This is a genomic window from Paracoccus isoporae (assembly GCF_900101865.1).
Taxonomy (GTDB): domain Bacteria; phylum Pseudomonadota; class Alphaproteobacteria; order Rhodobacterales; family Rhodobacteraceae; genus Paracoccus; species Paracoccus isoporae.
The window spans coordinates 119,466-142,791 of sequence record NZ_FNAH01000007.1 but is presented as its reverse complement, the minus strand read 5'-3'; the positions used below and the strand labels follow the sequence as shown (position 1 = coordinate 142,791).

The 23,326-nt window shown below is 66.3% G+C and carries 19 protein-coding genes; 9 read left to right on the top strand and 10 right to left on the bottom strand.

The genetic code is table 11. The features are described from left to right. Positions 1–150 precede the first annotated feature (150 nt). The 4 genes from BLT73_RS12080 to BLT73_RS12065 are packed head-to-tail and all read left to right on the top strand — an operon-like array spanning position 151 to position 4,512. Positions 151–792 (top strand): glutathione S-transferase family protein, encoded by a 642-nt coding sequence (locus BLT73_RS12080; protein ID WP_090524149.1) that lies wholly within the window; start codon positions 151–153, stop codon positions 790–792. Then, positions 789–2,000: an acetyl-CoA C-acetyltransferase gene (locus BLT73_RS12075; RefSeq protein WP_090524147.1), complete on the top strand. Its 1,212-nt coding sequence runs from the start codon at positions 789–791 to the stop codon at positions 1,998–2,000. Before BLT73_RS12080 ends, BLT73_RS12075 begins: the two co-directional genes overlap by 4 nt. Further along, the gene (locus BLT73_RS12070) at positions 2,000–2,329 is read left to right on the top strand and encodes a hypothetical protein (protein WP_090524146.1); all 330 of its coding nucleotides are present in this window, start codon (positions 2,000–2,002) and stop codon (positions 2,327–2,329) included. The genes BLT73_RS12075 and BLT73_RS12070 overlap by 1 nt, the downstream gene beginning before the upstream one ends. After that, positions 2,326–4,512 carry a 3-hydroxyacyl-CoA dehydrogenase NAD-binding domain-containing protein gene (locus BLT73_RS12065; protein ID WP_090524144.1) on the top strand — a complete coding sequence of 729 codons (2,187 nt, stop codon included), beginning with the start codon at positions 2,326–2,328 and terminating at the stop codon, positions 4,510–4,512. The genes BLT73_RS12070 and BLT73_RS12065 overlap by 4 nt, the downstream gene beginning before the upstream one ends. Before the next feature lie 337 nt (positions 4,513–4,849). Here the strand turns inward: BLT73_RS12065 and hutU are convergent, their stop codons facing one another. From hutU to BLT73_RS12020, 9 genes are all read right to left on the bottom strand, one after another. After that, complete coding sequence (gene hutU, locus BLT73_RS12060) at positions 4,850–6,547, bottom strand: urocanate hydratase (RefSeq protein ID WP_090524142.1); 1,698 nt, start codon at positions 6,545–6,547, stop codon at positions 4,850–4,852. A gap of 35 nt (positions 6,548–6,582) precedes the next feature. Then, positions 6,583–8,103, bottom strand: a complete 1,521-nt coding sequence (gene hutH / locus BLT73_RS12055; protein WP_090524141.1) for a histidine ammonia-lyase — start codon at positions 8,101–8,103, stop codon at positions 6,583–6,585. Then, positions 8,097–9,293 (bottom strand): imidazolonepropionase, encoded by a 1,197-nt coding sequence (gene hutI / locus BLT73_RS12050; protein ID WP_090524139.1) that lies wholly within the window; start codon positions 9,291–9,293, stop codon positions 8,097–8,099. The genes hutH and hutI overlap by 7 nt, the downstream gene beginning before the upstream one ends. Positions 9,294–9,423: 130 nt before the next feature. After that, positions 9,424–10,359, bottom strand: coding sequence for a 3-hydroxyacyl-CoA dehydrogenase NAD-binding domain-containing protein (locus tag BLT73_RS12045; protein ID WP_090524248.1), 936 nt, complete (start codon positions 10,357–10,359; stop codon positions 9,424–9,426). A gap of 229 nt (positions 10,360–10,588) precedes the next feature. After that, on the bottom strand, positions 10,589–12,280 hold the full coding sequence (locus BLT73_RS12040) for a metal-dependent hydrolase family protein (RefSeq protein ID WP_218132536.1): 1,692 nt from the start codon (positions 12,278–12,280) through the stop codon (positions 10,589–10,591). Positions 12,281–12,460: 180 nt separating this feature from the next. Then, on the bottom strand, positions 12,461–13,234 hold the full coding sequence (locus tag BLT73_RS12035) for a MetQ/NlpA family ABC transporter substrate-binding protein (RefSeq protein WP_090524137.1): 774 nt from the start codon (positions 13,232–13,234) through the stop codon (positions 12,461–12,463). Between the two features lie 23 nt (positions 13,235–13,257). Next, positions 13,258–13,932 carry a methionine ABC transporter permease gene (locus tag BLT73_RS12030; RefSeq protein WP_090524136.1) on the bottom strand — a complete coding sequence of 225 codons (675 nt, stop codon included), beginning with the start codon at positions 13,930–13,932 and terminating at the stop codon, positions 13,258–13,260. Continuing rightward, complete coding sequence (locus BLT73_RS12025) at positions 13,922–14,986, bottom strand: methionine ABC transporter ATP-binding protein (RefSeq protein WP_090524135.1); 1,065 nt, start codon at positions 14,984–14,986, stop codon at positions 13,922–13,924. Before BLT73_RS12025 ends, BLT73_RS12030 begins: the two co-directional genes overlap by 11 nt. Positions 14,987–15,174: 188 nt before the next feature. After that, a complete protein-coding gene (locus BLT73_RS12020) occupies positions 15,175–16,350 on the bottom strand; it encodes an ROK family transcriptional regulator (RefSeq protein WP_143025671.1) in 1,176 nt (391 codons plus the stop codon). A gap of 142 nt (positions 16,351–16,492) precedes the next feature. Between BLT73_RS12020 and BLT73_RS12015 the strand changes: the two genes are divergently transcribed. The 4 genes from BLT73_RS12015 (at position 16,493) to BLT73_RS12000 (ending at position 20,063) form a co-directional block, all read left to right on the top strand. Next, positions 16,493–17,518, top strand: a complete 1,026-nt coding sequence (locus BLT73_RS12015) for a sugar ABC transporter substrate-binding protein (protein WP_090524132.1) — start codon at positions 16,493–16,495, stop codon at positions 17,516–17,518. Between the two features lie 78 nt (positions 17,519–17,596). After that, the gene (locus BLT73_RS12010; RefSeq protein WP_090524130.1) at positions 17,597–18,676 is read left to right on the top strand and encodes an ABC transporter permease; all 1,080 of its coding nucleotides are present in this window, start codon (positions 17,597–17,599) and stop codon (positions 18,674–18,676) included. After that, positions 18,673–19,446, top strand: coding sequence for an ATP-binding cassette domain-containing protein (locus BLT73_RS12005; protein ID WP_090524128.1), 774 nt, complete (start codon positions 18,673–18,675; stop codon positions 19,444–19,446). The genes BLT73_RS12010 and BLT73_RS12005 overlap by 4 nt, the downstream gene beginning before the upstream one ends. Next, positions 19,443–20,063, top strand: coding sequence for a nucleoside/nucleotide kinase family protein (locus tag BLT73_RS12000; protein WP_090524127.1), 621 nt, complete (start codon positions 19,443–19,445; stop codon positions 20,061–20,063). Before BLT73_RS12005 ends, BLT73_RS12000 begins: the two co-directional genes overlap by 4 nt. A gap of 336 nt (positions 20,064–20,399) precedes the next feature. On the opposite strand, the gene BLT73_RS11995 is transcribed toward BLT73_RS12000, so the two are convergent. Then, positions 20,400–21,722, bottom strand: a complete 1,323-nt coding sequence (locus BLT73_RS11995) for an aspartate aminotransferase family protein (protein ID WP_090524125.1) — start codon at positions 21,720–21,722, stop codon at positions 20,400–20,402. Between the two features lie 333 nt (positions 21,723–22,055). Here BLT73_RS11995 and BLT73_RS11990 point away from each other — a divergent pair, with 333 nt between their 5' ends. Further along, positions 22,056–23,099: an NADP-dependent oxidoreductase gene (locus BLT73_RS11990; protein ID WP_090524124.1), complete on the top strand. Its 1,044-nt coding sequence runs from the start codon at positions 22,056–22,058 to the stop codon at positions 23,097–23,099. Positions 23,100–23,326 lie beyond the last annotated feature (227 nt).

Genomic DNA, 23,326 nt, shown 5'->3' with positions numbered 1-23,326 from the left:
TTCAGCGGTCATCGGCTCCCCAGCCTGTACCGCGCCGAACGAACTAGCCGGAGAAGGTTGCGATTTCCCTAAGGGGTGGCTTTCTTCTTCACGGAAATACCCCGCGGGGTCCGGGGGCGGGCAGCCCCCGGCAGGCAGGAGGAAAGAGGCATGACCGCACAGCTCTGGTGTTTCGGCGAATCCGGCAATGCCTACAAGGCGGCGCTGACGATGGAGTTGGCCGGCTATGACTGGCAGCCGGTCTGGGTCGATTTCTTCGGCGGCGAGGCGCGCGGCGCCGAATTCCGCGCGCTCAACGAGATGGGCGAGGTGCCGGTGTTTCGCGAGGGCGATCTGACGCTTAGCCAGTCGGCGGTGATTCAGCTCCACATTGCCGATCGGACCGGGAAATTTCTTGGCAGCGACCGCAACGAGATTCTGCGCTGGCTGATGTTCGACAATCACAAACTGTCGGGCCAGGCCGGCCCGGCGCGGTTCCTGCAGAATTTCATCCCCGCCTCGAAACGCCCGCAAGGCGCGATCGACTATCTGAAGGGCCGGCTGAAAGCCACGTATCAGATCCTCGACACGCATCTGACGGAACGTGACTGGGTCGCTGACGCCACGTTTACCATCGCGGATGCGGCCTGCTGCGGCTACCTGTTCTATGACGAACCCTTCGGCTTCGATCGCGCCGAATGGCCCCATATCGATCGCTGGCTGGACGGCATCGCCGCCCTGCCCGGCTGGAAACACCCTTACGATCTGATGCCCGGCAGCCCTGCCGACCGGGTGCAACAGGAGGACTCATGACCGACGCTTTCATCTATGACGCCGCCCGCACGCCGCGCGGCAAGGGCCGCAAGGATGGCAGCCTGCACGAGGTGACATCGCTCACCCTGTCCGCCGGGCTGCTGAACGCCATGAAGGAGCGCAACGGGCTTGAAGGCCACGCGGTCGAGGATCTGATCTGGGGCAATGTCACCCAGGTCAAGGAACAGGGCGGCTGCCTGGCGCGCTCGGCCGTGCTGGCCTCGGATCTCGATGAATCGATCCCCGGCCTCTCGATCAACCGGTTCTGCGCGTCCGGGATGGAGGCAGTGAACCTCGCCGCCAATCAGATCCAGGGCGGGGCCGGGAATGGCTATCTGGCCGGCGGGGTCGAGATGATGGGCCGGGTGGCCATGGGCAGCGATGGCGCGGCGATTGCCGTCGATCCGAGCCTGGCGATGAAGAGCTATTTCGTGCCGCAAGGCATCAGCGCCGATATCATCGCCACGGAATACGGATTCACCCGCGAGGAGGCCGATGCGCTGGCCGTCGAGTCGCAGAAACGCGCCGCCAAGGCCTGGGAAGAAGGCCGGTTCGATAAATCCATCGTGCCGGTCAAGGATCAGAACGGGCTGACCATTCTGGACCGCGACGAATATATGCGCCCCGGCACCACCACCGAAGATCTGGGCAAGCTGAAGGCCAGCTTTCAGGAGATGGGCGAGATCATGCCCGGCTTCGACAAGGTGGCGATGCTGAAATACCCGCATCTCGACCATATCAACCATATCCACCATGCCGGGAATTCCTCGGGCATCGTGGACGGGGCCGCCGCCGTGCTGATCGGCAACGAGGAATTCGGCAAGGCCAACGGGCTGACGCCCCGCGCCCGGATCCGCGCCACCGCCAAGATCGGCACCGATCCGACGATCATGCTGACCGGCCCGGTGCCCGTCACCGAAAAGATCCTGTCGGATAGCGGCATGTCCATCGGCGATATCGACCTGTTCGAGGTGAACGAGGCATTTGCCAGCGTCGTGCTGCGCTTCATGCAGGCGTTCCAGGTCGATCCGGCTCGCGTCAATGTCAATGGCGGCTCCATCGCCATGGGGCATCCGCTTGGCGCCACCGGGGCCATCATCATCGGCACGCTGCTGGATGAGCTGGAGCGGCAGGACAAGACAACCGGCCTCGCCACGCTCTGCATCGCGTCGGGCATGGGTGCCGCCACCATCATCGAGCGCGTGTGATGGCCGATCATCCATTCCAGGCGGTCGCAGCAGCGGACCCGTCGCTCAAGCTGATTGGCGGCGGCGAAGGGAAGGCCACGCGGCTTCGGGACAGGGAGACCGGATTATGGGTGCTGATCGCCAGCGAAGACGGCTCGATCTTCGACCGCTGGGCCGCGGATGAGGGGGCGCCTTTTTGTCGCGTCGATGATGAGACAGTCGCGCGGGGCACCGACGCGATCTTGCAGAGGATCCGCGAGGCCCGCCTGACCGCGGATCAAGACCGGACGGAGCCGGGTTTCAGGATCATTTCAGAGCCGCGGGAACGGCTCGAGGGAGACGACACATGACCGAATTCACCATGAACAAGGACGCCGACGGCGTCGCCACGATCACCTGGGATGTGCCGGGCAAGTCGATGAACGTGCTGTCGGAGGCCGGCATCCGCGAGCTGGACGGCCATATCGACGACGCGCTTGCCGATGATGCAGTCAAGGGCATCGTCATCACCAGCGGCAAGCCGGATTTCGCCGCCGGGATGGATCTGAACGTGCTGGGTTCCATGAAGGAAGCCGGCGGCGCGCAGGCGATCTTCGATCTGGTCATGCAGCTTCACGGCATGCTGCGCAAGATTGAGCGGGCGGGGATGGACCCCAAGACCAACAAGGGCGGCAAGCCGATTGCCGCCGCCCTGCCCGGCACCGCGCTCGGCATCGGGCTGGAACTGCCGCTGGCCACGCACAGGATCTTTGCCGCCGACAATCCCAAGGCCAAGATCGGCCTGCCGGAGATCATGGTCGGCATCTTCCCCGGCGCGGGCGGCACGACAAGGCTGGTGCGCAAGATGGGCGCGATGGTCGCCGCGCCGCTGTTGCTGGAAGGCAAGCTGAACGACCCGAAAAAGGCCAAGTCCGCGGGGATCATCGATGAGGTGGTGGACGACCCCGTCTCCGCCGCGCGCGACTGGGTGCTGAACGCCTCGGACGCCGATATCGTGAAGCCCTGGGACCAGAAGGGCTACAAGATGCCCGGCGGCGAGCCGTTCCACCCGGCGGGCTTCATGACCTTTGTCGGCGCGAATGCCATGGTGCATGGCAAGACCATGGGCGTCTATCCGGCGGCCAAGGCGCTGCTGAGCGCGGTTTATGAGGGCGCGCAGGTGCCGTTCGACACGGCGCTGAAGATCGAGGCGCGGTGGTTTACCAATGTGCTGATGAACCCCAGCAGCGGCGCGATGATCCGCAGCCTGTTCATCAACAAGGAGGCTCTGGAGAAGGGCGCGAACCGTCCTGACGTGCCGGATGAGAAGGTCAAGAAGGTCGGTATCCTCGGCGCGGGCATGATGGGGGCGGGCATTGCCTATGTCAGCGCCAATGCCGGGATCGAGGTGGTGCTGATCGACGCCAAGCAGGACTCGGCGGATAAGGGCAAGGCCTATTCCGAGGGCATTCTGGATAAGGGCATCAGCCGCAAGAAGGTCACCGAGGAAAAGAGGGCCGAAGTGCTGGGCCGGATCACCGCGACCACGGATTACGCGGCGCTCGAAGGCTGCGACCTGATCGTCGAGGCGGTGTTCGAAGATCCGGGCGTCAAAGCCGAGGTCACGAAACTGGCCGAGGCGAAGATCCCGGACACGGCGATCTTCGCGACCAACACCTCGACCCTGCCGATCACGGAGCTGGCCAAGGCGTCCTCGCGGCCCGAACAGTTCATCGGCATCCATTTCTTCTCGCCGGTGGACAAGATGATGCTGGTCGAGATCATCAAGGGCAAGGAAACCGGCGACCGGGCCGTGGCCAAGGCGCTCGATTTCGTGCGCCAGATCCGCAAGACGCCGATCGTGGTGAATGATGCCCGTTTCTTCTATGCGAACCGCTGCATCATCCCCTATCTGAACGAAGGGATGCGGATGCTGGCCGAGGGTGTGAATCCGACGCTGATCGAGAATGCCGCCAAGATGATGGGGATGCCGCTGGGTCCGCTGCAACTGGTCGATGAGACCTCGATTGATCTGGGTGTGAAGATCGCCAAGGCCACCAAGGCCGCGATGGGCGATGCCTACCCGGACGGTGCGGTCGATGAGGTGCTGTTCTGGATGGCCGATCAGGGCCGCATGGGCCGCAAGTCGAAATCCGGCTTCTACGCCTATGACGAGAAGGGCAAGCGTCAGGGGCTCTGGGACGGGCTCGACGCGCAATTCCCCGAAGCCGACGACCAGCCCGAACTGACGGAGGTGCAGCACCGGCTGATGTTCGCGCAGGTGCTGGAAGCCGTCCGCGCGCTTGAGGAAGGCGTGCTGGAAGACATCCGCGAAGGCGATGTCGGCGCGATCCTCGGCTGGGGCTTTGCGCCGTGGTCGGGCGGGCCGTTCTCCTGGCTCGACATGATGGGCGCGGCCCGCGCGGTCGAGATCTGCGACCAGCTTTCCGCCGAACATGGCGCGCGCTTCACCGCGCCGGATCTGCTGCGAGAGATGGCCGAGAAGGATCAGAGCTTCTATGGCCGCTTCGGCAGCCAGAAGAAGGCCGCATAAGTCACATCGGGCGGCGGGTTTGTCCTGCCGCCCGATACGATTCCGCTCCGCCTGTCTGTCGCGCAGTCGTCAGATACGTCTCTGAAAATGCGGGCGGCTGCCGTTGAAGACGCTCCCGCCATTCATCGGCCAGTCACCGGAGGCACCAACTCCGAGCCAACGGGGACAATCATGAATCGTCCCCGCTCAGCCCGCCTGCCGCGCCAGCGGCAGGCACGCGTCCGCCCGCCCCCAGGCGGACGCTTCCCGCCGAGCGCAACACAGGGTTACGTCATGTGAAAGCAGGAACTCTCTCTGGTAGGTGGCGGGCCGCTTACGCGATCCGCACCCACAGCACTCAACCCAGAATCCCCGGCAGACGCAGCCCGTGCTCGCGGGCGCAGTCGAGCGCGATGTCGTAGCCCGCATCGGCGTGACGCCAGACCCCGGATGCGGGATCGTTCCACAGCACCCGCTCCAGCCGCTTCGCCGCCTCCGGCGTGCCATCGGCGCAGATCACCACACCCGAATGCTGGGAAAACCCCATGCCGACGCCGCCGCCGTGATGCAGACTGACCCATGTTGCCCCGGATGCGGTATTAACCAGAGCATTCAGCAGCGGCCAGTCCGACACCGCGTCAGAGCCGTCCATCATCGCCTCGGTTTCGCGGTTGGGCGAGGCGACCGAGCCGCTGTCCAGATGGTCGCGGCCGATCACCACCGGCGCTTTCAGCTCTCCACTCGCGACCATCTCGTTGAATTTCAGCCCCGCCCGGTGCCGGTCGCCCAGCCCGATCCAGCAGATCCGCGCCGGCAGGCCCTGGAACGCGATGCGGTCGCGCGCCATGTCCAGCCAGCGATGCAGCCCCTCGTTTTCCGGGAACAGCTCCTTCATCGCCTGATCGGTCTTGTAGATATCCTCCGGGTCGCCCGACAGCGCCGCCCAGCGAAACGGGCCGATGCCGCGGCAGAAGAGCGGGCGGATATAGGCGGGCACGAAGCCGGGGAAGGCAAAGGCGTTCTCCAGCCCCTCCTCCTTGGCGACCTGGCGGATATTGTTGCCGTAATCCAGCGTCGGCACGCCCGCATTCCAGAACCCGACCATCGCCTCGACATGGTCGCGCATCGCGGCGCGGGCGGCTTTTTCGACCGCTTTCGGATCGCTCTCCTGCTTGGCGCGCCATTCCGCGACGCTCCAGCCCTTGGGCAGGTAGCCATGCACCGGGTCATGGGCCGAGGTCTGGTCGGTCACGATATCGGGGCGGCCATTCGGCATCGGCTCGCCCGCCTGCATCCGGCGCAGGATCTCGGGGAAGATCTCGGCCGCATTGCCGATCAGCGCCACGGATTTCGCCTCGCCCGCCTTGGTCCAGCGGTCGATCATCGCCAGCGCCTCGTCCAGCGTCTGCGCCTTCTCGTCGCAATAGCGGGTGCGGATGCGGAAATCGGCGCGGGTCTCGTCGCACTCGACCGCCAGACAGCAGGCCCCGGCCATCACCGCGGCCAAGGGCTGTGCGCCGCCCATCCCGCCAAGCCCCGCGGTCAGGATCCATTTGCCGGTCAGATCGCCGTCATAGTGCTGACGCCCGGCCTCGGCAAAGGTCTCATAGGTGCCCTGTACGATGCCCTGCGACCCGATATAGATCCACGATCCGGCGGTCATCTGGCCATACATGGCCAGCCCCTTCTTATCCAGCTCGTTGAAGTGATCCCAGTTCGCCCAATGCGGCACGAGGTTGGAATTGGCGATCAGCACGCGCGGCGCGTCCGCATGGGTGCGCACGATGGCGACGGGCTTGCCGGACTGGACCACCAGCGTCTCGTCCGCCTCCAGATCCTTCAGCGCGGCGACGATCTTGTCGAAATCGGCCCAGGTCCGGGCGGCGCGGCCGATGCCGCCATAGACGACCAATTCATGCGGGTTCTCGGCCACGTTGGGATGCAGGTTGTTCATCAGCATCCGCATCGGGGCCTCGGTCAGCCAGCTTTTCGCGGTGATCTCTGTGCCGGTGGCGGGATAAACGTCGCGGGCGTTGTGGCGGGGGTTCGTTGACATGGAAAGCTCCTCAATCTTCGTTGGTTCGGACCGGCTCAGATCTCGATGCCGATCCCGGCGGCATCGGAGAGCGTGCCGTCCTCGATCATGGTCTGTGCGGCGGCGAGATCGGGGGCGAGATAGCGGTCCTCGCCCATGGTCGCGACACTCTTGCGGATGGCGGCAATGACGCGGGCCAGCGGCGCGGAGGTTGTCAGCGGCGCGCGGAACTCGATCCCCTGCGCGGCGCAAATCGCCTCCACTCCCACGATCACCGCCAGGTTGCGGGTCATCAGCCCAAGCCGCCGTGCGCCATGCGCGGCCATGCTGACGTGATCCTCCTGGTTGGCCGAGGTCGGCGTGGAGTCCACCGAACACGGCGCGGCCAGATGCTTGTTCTCGCTCATCAGCGCGGCGGTGGTGACTTCGGCGATCATCAGCCCGCTGTTCAGCCCGGGCTGCGGCGTCAGGAAGGGCGGCAGGCCGAAATTCAGCGCCGGATCGACCATCAGCGCCACGCGGCGCTGCGAGATGGCGCCGATCTCGGCGGCGGCGAGCGCGATCTGGTCGGCGGCGAAGGACACCGGCTCGGCATGGAAATTCCCGCCCGAGACGATCTGGCCATCCGACAGCACCAGCGGGTTGTCGGTGACCGCATTGGCCTCGGTCAGCAGGGTGCGGCCCGCAAAGCGCAGCAGATCGATGGCCGCGCCCGTGACCTGCGGCTGGCAGCGGATGCAATAGGGATCCTGCACGCGCAAATCATCGTCGCGGTGGCTTTCGCGGATCTCGCTGCCGTCCAGCAGATCGCGGGTGATCGCCGACACCTCGATCTGGCCGGCATGGCCGCGCAGCGCGTGGATCTCGGGATGCATCGGCGCGGTCGAGCCCATGATCGCATCGGTGGACATCGCACTCGTCACCAGGGCGGCGCGCGCGCAGGCCCAGGTCCGGAACAGCCCGATCAGCGCCAGCGCGGTCGAAAACTGCGTGCCGTTGATGAGCGCCAGACCCTCCTTCGCACCCAGCACGACCGGGCTCAGCCCGGCGCGGGTCAGCGCCTCGGCCCCCGGCAGGCGCGCACCGTCGAAAAATGCTTCGCCCTGCCCCAGCATCACCGCGGCCATATGCGCCAGCGGCGCCAGATCGCCCGAGGCCCCGACGCTGCCCTGCTCGGGCACGACCGGCATCACCCCGCGATCCAGCATCGCCTCGATCAGCTCGACGATCTCGATGCGCACGCCCGAGGCACCGCGCCCCAGGCTCAGCAGTTTCAGCGCCATCATCAGCCGCACGGCGGGCAGATCCAGGGGCGCGCCCACGCCGCAGCAATGCGACAGGATCAGGTTGCGCTGCAACGTGGCGGTATCCTCCGCGGCAATGCGGACCGAGGCCAGCTTGCCGAATCCGGTATTGACGCCATAGACCCCGGCATCGCCCGCCGCCGCCGCCGCGATCCGTTCGGCGGAGGCGCGGATGCCCGCCCGCGCCCCGTCGTCCAGCCGTGCGGGCGCGTCGCTGCGCCAGATGGTTTCGAGTTGATCCAGCGTGGCTTCGCCGGGAACCAGCGTCAGCATCTGACACCTCCGTGATAGCGTTCATGCAATGGGTTGAAGCCGATGCGATAGGACAGCTCGGCCGGGTGCGCGATATTCCAGACCGCCAGATCGGCGCGGCATCCGGGCGCCAGCACGCCGCAATCTTCCAGCCCGAGTGCTGCGGCGGCATGGCACGTGACCCCGCGCAGGCATTCCTCGGGCGTCAGGCGGAACAGCGTGGCCCCCATATTCATCGCCAGCAGAATCGACGTCATCGGCGCGGTGCCCGGATTGCAGTCGGTCGCCAGCGCCATCCGCGTGCCGGCGGCGCGGAACGCCTCGATCGGCGGCAATTGCGTTTCGCGCAGCGTGTAGAACGCGCCGGGAAGCAGCGTCGCCACCGTCCCCGCCTGCGCCATGGCTTGCGCATCCTCCTCGGTCGCATATTCGACATGATCGGCGGACAGCCCGCCTTGCGCCGCGACCCGCTTCGACCCGCCCTGATGGGAGAGCTGTTCGGCATGCAGCTTGACCGGCAGGCCCAGCTCCGCCGCGGCATCGAAGAGCCGCGCGATCTGCGGCACCAAAAAGGCGATGCCTTCGCAGAACCCGTCCACCGCATCGACCAGCCCCTCGTCATGGGCGGCGCGCAGACCGGGGATCGCTATCTCGTCGATATAGGCGTCGGGGCGGTCCTTGTATTCTGGGGGCACGGCATGGGCGGCCAGCCAGCTTGTCACGATGCGGACCTTGCGCAGCTTTTCCAGCCGCCGCGCCGCGCGCAGCATCTTGATCTCACCCTCGATGGTCAGCCCGTAGCCCGACTTGACCTCGACCGTGCCGACCCCTTCGGCCAGCAGCGCATCGAGCCGTGGCAGCGCCGAGGCGACGAGCGCGTCTTCATCGGCCGCGCGCGTGGCGATGACGCTGGACAGGATGCCGCCGCCTTCCCGCGCTATCTCCTCGTAGCTCGCGCCCTCCAGCCGCATCTCGAATTCCCGCGCCCGGTCGCCGCCATGCACCAGATGGGTGTGGCAGTCGATCAGCGCCGGGGTGACGATCCGCCCCTCCATGTCGCGCCGTTCGGCGTCCCGGAACGACGCGGGCAGATCGCCGATCGCCGCGATCCGGTCACCCTCCACGGCCAGATCGGCGGTTTGCAGCATATAGCCGTCAGCCCCGTCGGCACAGCTCAGCAGTCGCGCATTGCGCAGAACGTAACGAATCATCGGACCCTCCTTGCCATTTATGTTTAGCCATATTCAGCTTATATGTCTAGACATAAAATGAGAGGATCGCTGTCTGGCCTCGCCCGCCCAGATCGTTCTTGGAATCCTTCTTGAACCGGCCGAATGGCGGTTAGCTAGGCGGCACGCGCCCCGTCGCGGCCAGCACATATTGCAGCACCAACGCGTCGCGGCGGCGGGCGAGATCCTGCATGTTCATGCCGGGATTGGCCTCCGCCATGCCGCGTTCCAACTGGTCCACCACTTCGGGCGTCAGGTCGGGCCGTCCCAGATCGTTCCACCAGGACTGGAACGGCGCGCCCAGATGTTCGGCAAAGCTGCGGATGCCACCCTCTCCCCCGCCCAGATGGAACAGCGTGTTCGGCCCCATTGCCGCCCATCGCAGGCCGGGTCCGTAGGCCACCGCCTTGTCGATATCCCCGACGCTGGCCACCCCCTCCACCGCCAGATGGATCGCCTCGCGCCAGATCGCGGCCTGAAGCCGGTTGGCGATATGGCCGGGGATCTCGCGGTTCAGCCGCACGCAGACCTTGCCGAGCGATTCATAGAATTCCGTCGCGCTGTCCAGAATGCCCGGATCGGTCCGCTCATTCGCCATCAGCTCGACCAGCGGGATCAGATGCGGCGGGTTGAACGGATGGGCCAGGATCAGCCGGCCGGGCGCGGCAAATCCTTCCTGCAACTCACTGAGCTTCAGCCCGGAGGTCGAGCTGCCGATGATGCAACCGGGCTTCAGATGCGCCTCGATCCTGGCGTAGAGTTCGTGTTTCAGCGGCAGGCGTTCCGGCACGCTCTCCTGGATGAAATCGGCGCCCTTCACGGCCTCGACCGGATCGGTCACGACCCGCAACCGGCTGCTGTCGCCGGCATGCTGCCAGCCCAGGGCCGTAAGCGCGGGCGCGGCCTCCGCCACCACGCGGTCAAGCCGGTCCCGGGTTTGCGGCGAGGGATCGAATACCGTCACCTCGCGCCCGGTCGCCGCGAAGAAGGCCGCCCAGCTCATCCCGATGGTTCCGGCCCCGAGGATCGCGATATTCTGTCTGTCCATGCTGTTCCCTTCCGTTGGACGTGTCCCGTCCGCCGCGCGCCGGCGCGTCCGGTCAGCCGCGGTCAGTTTCCGGGGCAGGTTGCGGAAAAACAAGATCTTGCATGAAAAATGATCTGAGGCATCGCGACCATGCCCGCAGCCCGGATCGCGACGGCCCGCAGCGGATCACCGCTGCGGGCCTGATCTGACAGGCAGCGGGCGGGTCGGTGCCGCCGCTCTGCCGGATCGGTCAGTCGGCACCAGCGGCAGCCGGGCCGTCTAGATCCTCTTCCTTAAAGACGCGCCCGCCCTTCATCACGAAATCCACGTCGCGCAGTTCCGAGATATTTTGCAGCGGATCGCCGCCCACCGCGATCAGATCGGCGAATTTGCCCTCTTCGAGCGTGCCGATATCCTCCGCCATCTGGATATGCTCGGCGGCGGTGGTGGTGGCGGCTTCCAGCACCTCCTGTTCGGACATGCCCGCCTCGACCATTAACTCCAGCTCGCGCGCGTTTTCGCCATGCGGCGAGACGCCGGAATCGGTGCCGAAGGCGATGGTCACGCCGCCCTGATGCGCCCGACGCAGCATGTCGAGCATCTGCGGGCCGACCTGAAGCGACTTGATGCGCTGCGGCTCGGTCATCCATGTCGCGGTCCGCGCCGTGCGGGCGACGAAATCACCTGCCACAACCGTGGGCACCAGCACCGCATCGTTTTCGGTGAACAGCGCGATGCTCTCCTCGTCCAGATAGGTGCCGTGCTCGATCGAATGAACCCCGGCCTCGAGCGCAGAGTTGATGCCGTTCACGCCATGCGCATGGGCGGTGACATAGCGGCCCATGGTCCCGGCGGCATCGACGATGGCGGCCAGTTCGTCATCGGTGAATTGCTGCTCCACCCCGGCCAGCGTGTTCGACAGCACACCGCCCGTGGCCGTGATCTTGATCAGATCGGCCCCCTTGCGGATCTGGTCGCGCACGGCGCGGCGGCAGTCATCGGCACCGTCGCAGACCGAGTCCTTGTGCAGCACATGGGCCACATCCTCGTTATAGCCCTGACGGCCATCGCCGTGCCCGCCCGTGACCGACAGGGACCAGCCTGCGGCGCGGATCCGCGGGATCGGCAGATCGTAGTCCTGCGAGGCGTCGCGCAGCGCATAGATTGCGCTCGTCCCGCGCCCGCCCACATCCTGCACGGTGGTAAACCCGGCCTCCAGCGTGCGCTTGCCGAACACCGCGCCAGCAAGGGCATAATCCCCATCCGCACGCTCCACGGTCTGCAAGCGCTGCTGCGGGTTCAGCTCCGAGGTGATATGAACATGGCTGTCGATCATGCCCGGCATCACGAAACCGCCGCTGAGATCGATGATCTCGGCCCCGTCCTCCTCGATATAGCCCGCCTCGATCCGCTCGATCCGGTCGCCGCGAATGACGATGGACTGCTCGGTCAGCGGCGCCTCGGCGGCATTGGTCAGCAGCGTGCCGGCATGAACGATCACCATCGGACCGGCCTCCCCGGCCGCGCCATCCGCCATCTGCGCCGACGCGCCCTGCGTCTCCGGCATCTCGGCCGCATCGCTGCCCGAGGCGTCCGCCGCCTCTGTCGTGTCCGCCGCAGTCGTGCCGGATGCCTCCTCCGCATCGGCGCCATCCGCCGCGTCCGCGCCAGTATCAGCGGACATCTCTGTCATATCGCTGTCGGACGCGGTGCTTTCCACCCCGACATCCTGCGGAGTGATGTCCGCCTCGGCGGCATCCGGCATTTCGGTCTGCGCCGGGTCCGCATCCCCGCCTGCCGCCCCGGCCTGCGCGTCGGCCGGTGCGCTCTGCTGGCCGGTCTGGTCGGCGCTGTCCGGCTGCGCCGCCGTGTCCTGCTGCGCAAACACCGCCCCGCTGGACATCAGCGCGGCCGCGAGGCCGATGATAACTGGCTTCGTCATGGTCAATCCTCCTCCTGAATGGCTGCCAGTCTTGGGCACACAGGCCGAGAGTCAACCTTGGCCTGCAGGGTTGCGCGGCAACTCGCATGGTCACCGGGGCTGCACGGGACAGCCGGACAGCAAAAAGCCCCGGCGGCCTGCCGGGGCTTTCACGAAGTTTTCGCCAGCGACGCCCGCGACTTACCAGCTCGTCAGCACGGCGCCTTCATATTTCTCGTCGATGAACGCCTTCACCGCGTCGGAGTGATAGGCCGCGACAAGCTGATCGACCCAGGGCGCTTCCGCGTCCTCGGCCCGGACCACGATGATGTTCACATACGGGCTGTCGGCCGCCTCCATCGCGATGGAATCACCCTTCGGGCTGAGACCCGAGGCGAGCGCGTAGTTGGTGTTGATGATCGCGATATCGGCATCGGCAAGCGCGCGGGGAAGCTGGGCGGCGTCGAGTTCCAGAAATTCCAGATCCTTCGCGTTCTCGGTGATGTCGAGCACGCTCGGCACCAGCCCGGTGTCCTCGGCGAGTCCGATCAGCCCCAGCTCCTGCAGAAGCAGCAGCGCCCGGCCACCATTGGTCGGATCATTGGGGATCGCCACCTGCGCGCCTTCGGGCAGATCGGCCATGTCCTCGATCCGGTCGGAATAGATCCCCATCGGGGTGGTGATCGTCGTCGCCACCTCGACCAGATCGAAGCCGCGATCCTGGATCTGGTTTTCCAGATAGGGCCGGTGCTGGAAGCTGTTGGCCTGCAGATCGCCATCGGCGAGCGCGGTGTTCGGCACCACGTAATCCGAGAATTCGACCACGTCGATATTCAGCCCCTGCGGTTCGGCGATGCGGGCGACCTCTTCCATGATCTCGGCATGTTCGCCGGGCGAGACGCCGACGCGGATATCCTCGGCCAAAGCGGCGCCGGACAGCGCCAGGGCGGAGATGAAAGCGGTAAGACGAAGCATATTGACCTCTCTTCGTTGCAAATTCAGCCGCCGCGATTGCGCGGCGCGCGCTTGTCCACCAGCCGGGCAATCCATTCGCCGGCGGATTGGACAAGCTGGACCATGACGATCAGGATCACCACCACGGCCAGCATCACATCGGGCATGAAGCGCTGATAGCCATAGCGGATGCCCAGATCGCCCAGACCCTCGCCGCCGACCGCGCCGACCATGGCGGAATAGCCGATCAGGCTGACCACGGCCAGCGTCAGCCCCAGCACCAGGCCGGGCAGCGCCTCGGGGATCAGCACCTTGCGGATGATCTGGACCGGCGTGGCGCCCATGGCGCGGGCGGCCTCGATCAGACCGGCATCGACCTCGCGGATGGCGTTCTCGACCAGCCGGGCAATGAACGGCGTGGCGGCAAGGGTCAGCGGCACGATCGCCGCCGTGGTCCCGATGGAGGTGCCGGCTACCCAGCGGGTGAACGGAATGATCGCCACCACCAAGATGATGAACGGAATCGAACGGGCGGCGTTCACCACCAGCCCCAGCACCGTGTTCCACCACGGCGCGGACATCAGCTCGCCCCGCTGCGAGGTGGCCAGGAACACGCCGAGCGGCAGGCCGAACAGCGTGCCGAGCAGGGCCGAGACCGCCACCATGTACAGCGTCTGCAGCGTGGCGTCGTAAAGCAGCCCGATCAGATTAGCGGACATAGCCCATCACCTCCGTCATCAGCCCATGGCGGTCCAGAAAGCCGCGCGCCGCCGCCCCCTTCGCGGCATCGACGGAGATCAGCAGATTGCCGAAGGGCCTCGTGCCGATTTCCTCCACCGCGCCGGCAAGGATATTGGCCTCTGTCCCCATCTCCGAGGCCAGCCGGGCCAGCATCGGATCGGTGGCGTGGCTGCCGGAGAAGGTGACGCGGATCACCTCCTGCGCCGGGCCGTCGGGACGGCTGTCCTGCATCCTCGCGGCGATGAAGCCGGGCAGGTTGATGCCGGTGACGCCGGACAGGAAGCTGCGCGTGGTCGGATGTTGCGGGCTGACAAAGACGTCATGGGTCGGCCCCGCCTCGACGATCCGGCCCGCGTCGATCACGGCCATGTCGCTCGCGATGTCGCGCACCACACCCATCTCATGGGTGATCAGCAGGATGGTCAGCCCCAGATCGCGGTTGATGTCGCGCAGAAGCGCCAGCACGGTCTGGGTGGTTTCGGGATCGAGCGCCGAGGTCGCCTCGTCCGAGAGCAGCACCTTGGGCCGCGTTGCCAGCGCGCGGGCGATGCCGACGCGCTGTTTCTGCCCGCCCGACAGTTCCGCCGGGTATCGTTTGGCCTGCGCCTCCAGCCCGACCCGCGCGATCAGGTCGGACACGCGCGACCGGATCTCCGCCGCCGGCAGACCGGCAATTTCCAGCGGCAGGGCGATATTGCCATAGACCGTGCGAGAGGCCAGCAGGTTGAAATGCTGAAAGATCATGCCGACATCGCGCCGGATCCGGCGCAAGCCCGCCCCCTTGGCGCGGCCGACATCATGCCCCGCGACGGTGACGGTCCCCGAACTGGGGCGTTCCAGCCCGTTGACCATGCGCAGCAGCGTCGATTTGCCCGCGCCGGACCGCCCGATGATCCCGCAGATCGCGCCCGGCGGCACCTCCAGCGTCACGTCGCGCAGCGCCACGACACGGCCCTTGCCCTGCGCGGCGAGGGCTTTTTCGACCGCATCGAAACGGATGGCGGCGGCGGTGGGGTTGGCGGGCTGGGACATGACGGGCGCGGATTTCCTTGAATCGCCGCGGGGCCTAGCCTGATTCCCGCGGCAATGGCAAGCCGACGCGCATGTGCCTGCCCGCACAGGGCATGGCTGCCATGCGCCACACCGCTCTTACACGAGCCTGCGAGGCCCGCCGCAGAGCCATGACCTCTGTCATGTCGGCCCCGGCGAATCGCGGCCGCTCACCCCGCGCCTGCCGGAACCAGCTCCGCCTGATCGACCAGGAAATGCGCGCCGAAGGGAATCGCGGCAGCCCCGATGCTCCGCGCGGCCCGGCCCAGTGTGCCCTCGATCACCTGCGGCCGACGCATGCCGGAGAAATCGAACCCCGGCAGCGCCGCCTCGATCCGCCCAGCCAGCGAGGCGCGGACCGTTGCGGGCATCCATCCGTCGATCACCACCGCGGCCACGTCCAGCACCGCGCAGCAGGCGGCGATGGCATGGGCCGCGCTGCCCGCCGCCTGCGCCAGCCAGCGATCCAGCAGCGGCGCGGGCATGTCCCAGCCGCCCTCATCGGTCAGGACGCGTCCATCCGGCAGAGATTGTTCCAGCGCGTGGATCGAGGCCAGCTCGATCAACTGCCGCGGCCGGCCCTGCCAGCCGATGGGCATCGACCCGATGGACCCGGCATTGCCGGTCGGCCCGTCATAAAGGCGGTGATCCAGCACCAGCCCGCCGCCGACGAAATATCCGAAATAGAGATGCAGGAAATCGGCCGGGAGATCGGCGCGGCCGAACATCAGCTCCGCCCCGCAGGCCGCGGTGGCGTCGTTGCGGGTATAGACCGGCAGGCCGGTCTCAGCGGCGATGCGCTCGGCCAGCCGCATGTCGCGCCAGCCCTGCATCCGCGCTTCGGGCAATCCGATCAGCCCGGCCCAGTTCCACATCTCGGACGGGATCGCGATGCCGATGCCGGTCGCGGGGCGCAGATCGCCGCGCGCCGCGATCACCGCCACCGCATCCATGACGAACTCGGCCACCAGCTCCGGCTCGGGATGGGCATAGCTGCGCGCCACCTTGTCACGGATCCGCCCGGTCATGTCGCCGCGCACCACCTGCGCCGAGCGGCGGCCCACCTGCACGCCGATGAAGCTGGCCCCGTCCGGGTTCAGGCGAAACGGGATCGAGGGCTGGCCGACCCGGCCCCGGACCGGCTCTCCGCCCAGGATCAGCCCTTCCGCCTCCAGCTTGCGGGTCAGGACCGACACCGCCTGCGCTGACAGCCCGCTGCGCGAAGCGATCTCTGCCCGCGACAGCGCGCCATTGCGGTGAAGCAGCGTGATGACCAGCCGCTCATTATGGGCGCGGGTTCTGCTCTGATTGCCGCCGCGCAGGGCAAGCGCCTCTGATTCTGGCAAAATCCTCTCCTCCGGCGCGCCAGCGAAAGGCGCAACACGGCCAGTCTGCCGCAAGTGTCGAATAAATCAACTGAAATGATTTATTGACAGACGCCGCGTCAACCCGCATCGTCTGATGCAGTGAATTTATGGGGAGGAAGTCATGCGTTCACAGTTGAAAATCGCGCTTTGCGCCAGTGTCGCGGTGCTGTCGGCCGGCGGCGTCGCCCAGGCCCAGGACATGGTCGGGGCCTGTCTGATCACCAAGACCGACACCAACCCGTTCTTCGCCAAGATGAAGGAGGGCGCGACCGAGGCGGCGGCCGAGAACAATATCGAGCTGTCCACCTATGCCGGCAAGATCGACGGCGATGTCGAAACCCAGGTCGCAGCCATCGAGACCTGCATCGCATCCGGTGCCAGCGGCATCCTGATCACGCCCTCCGACAGCCGGGCGCTCGCCCCGGCGATCGAGCAGGCGCGCAACAACGACCTGCTGGTCATCGCGCTCGACACGCCGTTCGAGCCGGCCGACACCGCCGACGCCACCTTCGCCACAGACAATTTCCGGGCGGGCGAACTGATCGGCCAATGGGCGGCGGCGACCATGGGCGACGAGGCCGAGAACGCGAAGATCGCCTTTCTCGACCTGAACCCGTCGCAGGTCTCGGTCGATTACCTGCGCAACCAGGGCTTCATGCAGGGCTTCGGGATCGAGGTGAATGACGAGACCCGGATCGGGGATGAGGACGATCCGCGCATCGTCGGCCATGACGTCACCGACGGCAACGAGGATGGCGGGCGTCAGGCGATGGAAAACCTGCTCCAGCAGGATCCGGGCATCAACCTGGTCTATACGATCAACGAACCCGCCGCCGCCGGCGCTTACGAGGCGCTGAACGCTGTCGGGCTGACCGATCAGGCGACCATCGTGTCGATCGACGGCGGCTGCCCCGGCGTGCAGAACGTGCAGGACGGGGTGATCGGCGCGACCTCCATGCAGTTCCCGCTGGACATGGCATCACAGGGGATCGAGGCGATCCGCGCCTATGCCGATGACGGCAGCCTGCCCGAGAACACCGAAGGGCTCGATTTCTTCGACACCGGGGTGACGCTGGTGACGGACAGCCCGGTGCAGGGGATCGACTCGATCACCTCCGAGGAAGCTCTGGAGCAGTGCTGGGGCTGATCCCGCCCCGCGAATGACATCGCAGACCGGCGGCACGGCGCCGCCGGTTCATCGCAATCAGGCGGAGGAGGACACGCGGTGACCGAAACCGACGAGACGCGCGCCAAGCGTCAGGACTTCGAGAACTCACTGGACGAAAGCGACCGCAGCGTCGCCAGTTTCGAGCGCAGCCATGGCGGGTTCATGGACCGTGCCCAGCATTTCCTGCACGGCAACCCGACCATGGTGCCGGTAATCGTGCTGGTGCTGTCGCTGATCGTGTTCGGCTTTATCGCCAACAACTTCTTCTCGGCCTTCAACCTGTCGCTGATCATGCAGCAGGTCTCGATCATCGGCATGCTGGCGGCGGCGCAATCGCTGGTCATCATCACCGCCGGGATCGATCTGTCGGTCGCGGCGATCATGGTGCTCAGCTCAGTCGTGGCGGGCAAGCTCGCCGTATCGATGGGCGTGCCATCGGTCATCGCCCTGCCCGTCTCCTTCCTGCTCGGCGCCGCCTGCGGCTGGCTCAACGGCGTGCTGGTGACGCTGGTCAAGCTGCCGCCCTTCATCACCACGCTGGGAACGTGGAACGTGTTCTACGCGCTGATCCTGTGGCTGTCGGGCGCACAATCGATCCGCGGCGCCGATATCGACGCCAGCGCGCCGTTCCTGAAATTCTTCGGCATCTCCATCCCCATCGGCGGGGCGCAGATCACGCTGGGATCGCTGCTGATGATCCTGATCTTCATCGTGCTGTGGGTGATGCTGAACAAGACCGCCTGGGGCCGCCATGTCTACGCGGTGGGCGACGACAAGGAGGCCGCCGAACTGGCCGGGATCAAGACCGACAAGGTGCTGCGCTCGGTCTATATCCTCGCCGGGCTGATCTGCGCGATTGCCGGATGGGCCTCCATCGGCCGGGTCGGCTCGATTTCGCCGCAGAGCTTCTACGAAGGCAATCTGCAATCCATCACCGCCGTGGTGATCGGGGGGATCTCGCTTTTCGGCGGGCGCGGCTCGATCCTGGGCGCGCTGTTCGGGGCGCTGATCGTCGGCGTGTTCCAGTCCGGGCTGCGCCTCGCCGGGGTGGACGTGCTGTGGCAGGTCTTCGCGACCGGCTGGCTCATCATTCTCGCGGTCGCCATCGACCAGTGGATCAGAAAGGTCTCGGCATGAACACGCCTCTTCTCAAGGCCCGCGGGCTGGTGAAACGCTATGGCCGGGTGACGGCCCTGGACCGGGCGGATTTCGACCTTTATCCCGGCGAGGTGCTGGCGGTGATCGGTGACAATGGCGCCGGCAAATCCAGCCTCATCAAGGCGCTGTCGGGCGCAGTTCAGGTCGATGACGGCACCATCGAGCTGGACGGAAAGCCCGTCAGCTTCGCCTCGCCCATGGATGCGCGCGAGGCGGGGATCGAGACGGTCTACCAGACCCTCGCGCTCTCCCCGGCGCTGTCCATCGCCGACAACATGTTCATGGGGCGCGAGATCCGCAAACCGGGCTTCGCGGGCAAATGGCTCAAACAGCTCGACCAGGCCGAGATGCGCCGCGTGGCGCGCGAGAAGCTGTCGGATCTGGGGCTGATGACGATCCAGAACATCGACCAGCCGGTCGAGACCCTTTCGGGCGGCCAGCGTCAGGGCGTGGCGGTGGCGCGTGCCGCCGCCTTCGGGTCCAAGGTGGTCATCATGGACGAGCCGACCGCCGCACTCGGGGTCAAGGAAAGCCGCAAGGTGCTGGATCTGATCCAGGACGTGAAGTCGCGCGGCCTGCCCATCGTGCTGATCTCGCATAACATGCCGCATGTGTTCGAGGTGGCCGACCGCATCCATGTCCACCGCCTCGGGCGGCGGCATTGCGTGATCCGCCCGGACGACTACACCATGTCCGACGCGGTGGCCTTCATGACCGGCGCAAAGGAGCCCCCGGCGGAGGCGGCGTGACCGAAGACACGACCCTCGCCGCCCTGCTGTCCCGGCTGGGCGGGCTTGACCGTCAGCGGCGGCACATCGTCGCCATTGCGGGCGCGCCTGCCTCGGGCAAGAGCCGGATCGCGGCGTGGCTGGACGAGCGCATCGCCGATGCCGCGGTGCTGCCGATGGACGGGTTCCATTACGATGACGCGGTGCTGGAAGCGCGCGACCTGCTGCCGCGCAAAGGCGCACCCGCCACCTTCGACGTGGACGGGCTGGCCCATATGCTGGCCCGGCTGGCGGCGGATGACGGGCGCGACATCGCCGTGCCGGTGTTTGATCGGGGTCTGGAGATTTCGCGGGCGGGCGGGCGGATCATCCCGCCCAAGGCCCGGCTGATCCTGTGCGAGGGGAATTACCTGCTGCTCGACGATCCGGCGTGGACAGCGCTGGCGCCGTTCTTTGACCTGACCATCATGGTCACCGCATCGCTGGACCTGATCGAGACGCGGCTCGCCCGCCGCTGGCAGGACCATCCCGAGGCGCAGCGCAAGATGCAGGAAAACGATCTTCCCAATGCGCGGCTCGTGATGCGCGCCAGCCGCCCGGCCGATCTAAGGCTGAGGAACGACGACGACGCGGCTTGACGGGTATCTTTCCTGCGCCTTGCAGAGACCGAAGCCGGTTCAAAGCAAGCCGCGCCCTGTATTTCCGAAACCGCTAGTTGCTTTCGAGATCATGCCGAAAGATGACCGCTCAGCCCGCCTGTCGCGAAGGCGGCAGGCACGCGTCCGCCCGCCCCCAGGCGGGCGCGTTCCGCGCCCACCCGGCCGGAGGCTTCCCGCTTAGCACGGACACCCGCTTTACCTCGGCGGGCTTCAGCGCATGACAACGATCTGCCCCCTTGCGGCTGCGCAAAGATGCTTGCCGCACCCCGAGGCGACTGCCATGCACGCCGCAACATACTGTCTGCCGTGCCGCCCTTACCCCAGAACATCGCGAATTGCGCCAACCAGCCGCCCGACCAGTTCGTCGATCTCTCCGGCATCGATGACATAAGGCGGGGCCAGCAGAACGTGATCGCCCCTGACCCCGTCAATCGTGCCGCCCATCGGATAGCAGATCAGCCCCCGCGCCATCGCCGCCCGCTTGATCCGCGCATGGGTCTTCTCCGCCGGATCCAGCGGCGCCTTGCTGCCCCGATCCGCCACCAGCTCGATGCCGCGGAACAGCCCGCGCCCGCGAATATCGCCGACATGCGGATGCTGGCCCAGCTCGGCCTCCAGCCGCGTCTGCAATAGATCGCCCATCTCTGACACATGCGCCATCAGACCGGGGCGCGACATGATCTCCACCACCTTGTCGGCCGCCGCCGCCGCCACCGGATGGCCGATATAGGTATGGCCATGCTGGAACAGCCCCGAGCCCTCGGCGAAGGCGCGATAGATCCGGTCCGACAAAAGCACCGCCCCCACCGGCTGATAGCCGCCGCCCAGCCCCTTGGCGACGGTGACCAGATCGGGCACTACCCCTTCCTGCGTATGCGCGAAGATGGTGCCGGTGCGCCCCATGCCGCACATGACTTCATCAAGGATCAGCAACACGCCATAGCGGTCGCAGACGGCGCGGATGCGGCGGAAATACTCCGCCACCGCCGGCACCGCCCCCAATGTCGCGCCCACCACGGGTTCCGCGACGAAAGCGATGACCTGATCTTCGCCCAGTTCGCGGATCTTCGCCTCCAGCTCCGCCGCCAGCCGGTCGGCATACTCCGCCGCACTTTCCCCCGCCCGCTGATCGCGATAGGCATAGCAGGGCGAGACGTGATGCGTCTCGGGCAGGATCGGCTGGAACTGCCGCCGCCGCCATTCATTGCCGCCCACCGCCAGCGCCCCGATCGTGTTGCCGTGATAGCTCTGCCGCCGCGCGATGACATGGCGGCGCTGAGGCTGGCCGATCTCGACGAAATATTGCCGCGCCATCTTCAGCGCCGCCTCCACCGCCTCCGACCCTCCGGAGACGAGATAGACATGATCCAGCCCCTCCGGGGCCAGCCCGACCAGCCGGTCGGCCAGCGATTCCGCCGCATCGGTGGTGAAGAACGCGCTATGCGCATAGGAGATCGCGTCGATCTGGGCCCGCATCGCCGCCTGCACCTCGGCATTGCCATGTCCAAGGCTCGTCACCGCCGCCCCGCCCGATCCGTCGAGATAGCGCCGCCCCGCGGCATCGGTGATCCAGACCCCGTCGCCCGACACGGCGCGGGGCAGTTCGGGGCCGATGCTGCGGTGCAGGATGCGGGTCATGGCGTGGTCCGATTCGATGATGGGCTGACGCGGGAACCGTCTCACCGGCCCGGAGGCTTTGCAACAAATGCTTCACGTTGCGGACACAGGATCAGGACCAGTCAGACCCCCGTCATGTCCACCGCGCTGCCAACTATCCCAGGCGGCCCGCATGTCAGACGAGCCGCGCGCCCGGCCCGCAGCCGCCACCCCTGTCCTTAGCACCGGATCAGGGCGCCGCAGATCGATCACACATGTCGAACTTCCGCGCCTGCACCGCGTTGTCTTTCATCGCATGATGCGGCGGCAGAAGCCGCCGCCAGAACAGGACAATCCGACACGAAAGGCAGCAATATGGCACGATCCGAGACAACCAACCGGCAATGGATCCTCAACCGGCGCCCCAAGGGCGAACCCGACGCCGACACGCTGAAGATGATCGAATCCGACATCCCGCAGCCCGGTCCGGGCCAGATGCTGCTGCGCGCGGAATACCTGTCGCTCGATCCCTATATGCGCGGCCGGATGAGCGATGCGCCCTCCTATGCCGAGCCGGTGCAGATCGGGCAGGTCATGGCCGGCGGCACGGTCTCGCGCGTGATCCGCTCCGGAGTTGACGGGTTTGCCGAGGGCGACTTTGTGCTGAACTATGGCGGCTGGCAGGATTACAGCCTCTCGGATGGCACGGGCGTGCAGAATCTCGGCGCGGCGCCGGACAACCCGTCCTGGGCGCTCGGCATTCTGGGCATGCCCGGCATCACCGCCTGGCACGGGCTGACGGCAATCGGCCAGCCGCAGCCGGGCGAGACCATCGCCGTCGCCGCCGCCACCGGCCCGGTCGGCGCCACGGTCGGCCAGATCGGCAAGATCATGGGCTGCCGCGTCATCGGCATCGCCGGCGGGGCGGAGAAATGCAGCTATGCGGTCGACACGCTGGGCTTCGACGCCTGCATCGACCACAAGGACGCAGCCATGCCCGAACGTCTCGCCCAGGCCGCGCCGGACGGCATTGACGTCTATTTCGAGAATGTGGGCGGCAAGGTTCTGGACGCGGTGATCCCGCTGCTCAACACCCATGCCCGCATCCCGCTCTGCGGTCTGGTGGCCAATTACAACGCCACCGCGCTGCCCGACGGTCCCGACCGCATGGGCTGGCTGATGAGCCAGATCCTCATCAAGCGCCTGACGGTAAAGGGATTTATAATTTTTGACAGTTACGCCGAGAAGTATCAGGAGTTCAGCCAGCAGATGTCCGACTGGATTTCGGAGGGGAAAATCCAGTATCGCGAAGATATTGTGGACGGGCTCGAAAACGCGCCGCAAGCATTTGCTGGACTGCTCAAAGGCAAAAACTTTGGGAAACTTGTCATTCGACTGGATGATGAGAATGTCAGCTAGATCATCGGCTTATCGCCCTGCCGCTGCCTGACGTTTACGAAAACTGTCTAAAAGCACAGCTATGCTGGCCCATAGGCTAATGCTATTTCGCTAGCAATTCATCTGGGCCGGTGCCCGTCGATTCCATCGCCTTGCGCGATGTGCAGTCTGTAGTGAGTGACGCAGGTTTTGCGGTTGTTGCCGCATGCGCGAAAACGATCTCTGACATGCGGATGGACGCGTGCTGC

Excerpts from the sequence above, each read along its gene's own strand:
- hutU (WP_090524142.1), bottom strand. The coding sequence starts at position 6,547 with ATGTCAACGAACCCCCGCCACAACGCCCGCGACGTTTATCCCGCCACC.
- BLT73_RS12075 (WP_090524147.1), top strand. The coding sequence starts at position 789 with ATGACCGACGCTTTCATCTATGACGCCGCCCGCACGCCGCGCGGCAAG.
- BLT73_RS11990 (WP_090524124.1), top strand. The coding sequence starts at position 22,056 with ATGGCACGATCCGAGACAACCAACCGGCAATGGATCCTCAACCGGCGC.
- BLT73_RS12015 (WP_090524132.1), top strand. The coding sequence starts at position 16,493 with ATGCGTTCACAGTTGAAAATCGCGCTTTGCGCCAGTGTCGCGGTGCTG.
- BLT73_RS11995 (WP_090524125.1), bottom strand. The coding sequence starts at position 21,722 with ATGACCCGCATCCTGCACCGCAGCATCGGCCCCGAACTGCCCCGCGCC.
- BLT73_RS12070 (WP_090524146.1), top strand. The coding sequence starts at position 2,000 with ATGGCCGATCATCCATTCCAGGCGGTCGCAGCAGCGGACCCGTCGCTC.
- BLT73_RS12005 (WP_090524128.1), top strand. The coding sequence starts at position 18,673 with ATGAACACGCCTCTTCTCAAGGCCCGCGGGCTGGTGAAACGCTATGGC.
- BLT73_RS12030 (WP_090524136.1), bottom strand. The coding sequence starts at position 13,932 with ATGTCCGCTAATCTGATCGGGCTGCTTTACGACGCCACGCTGCAGACG.
- BLT73_RS12065 (WP_090524144.1), top strand. The coding sequence starts at position 2,326 with ATGACCGAATTCACCATGAACAAGGACGCCGACGGCGTCGCCACGATC.
- BLT73_RS12045 (WP_090524248.1), bottom strand. The coding sequence starts at position 10,359 with ATGGACAGACAGAATATCGCGATCCTCGGGGCCGGAACCATCGGGATG.
- hutI (WP_090524139.1), bottom strand. The coding sequence starts at position 9,293 with ATGATTCGTTACGTTCTGCGCAATGCGCGACTGCTGAGCTGTGCCGAC.
- BLT73_RS12080 (WP_090524149.1), top strand. The coding sequence starts at position 151 with ATGACCGCACAGCTCTGGTGTTTCGGCGAATCCGGCAATGCCTACAAG.
- BLT73_RS12025 (WP_090524135.1), bottom strand. The coding sequence starts at position 14,986 with ATGTCCCAGCCCGCCAACCCCACCGCCGCCGCCATCCGTTTCGATGCG.
- hutH (WP_090524141.1), bottom strand. The coding sequence starts at position 8,103 with ATGCTGACGCTGGTTCCCGGCGAAGCCACGCTGGATCAACTCGAAACC.
- BLT73_RS12035 (WP_090524137.1), bottom strand. The coding sequence starts at position 13,234 with ATGCTTCGTCTTACCGCTTTCATCTCCGCCCTGGCGCTGTCCGGCGCC.
- BLT73_RS12040 (WP_218132536.1), bottom strand. The coding sequence starts at position 12,280 with ATGACGAAGCCAGTTATCATCGGCCTCGCGGCCGCGCTGATGTCCAGC.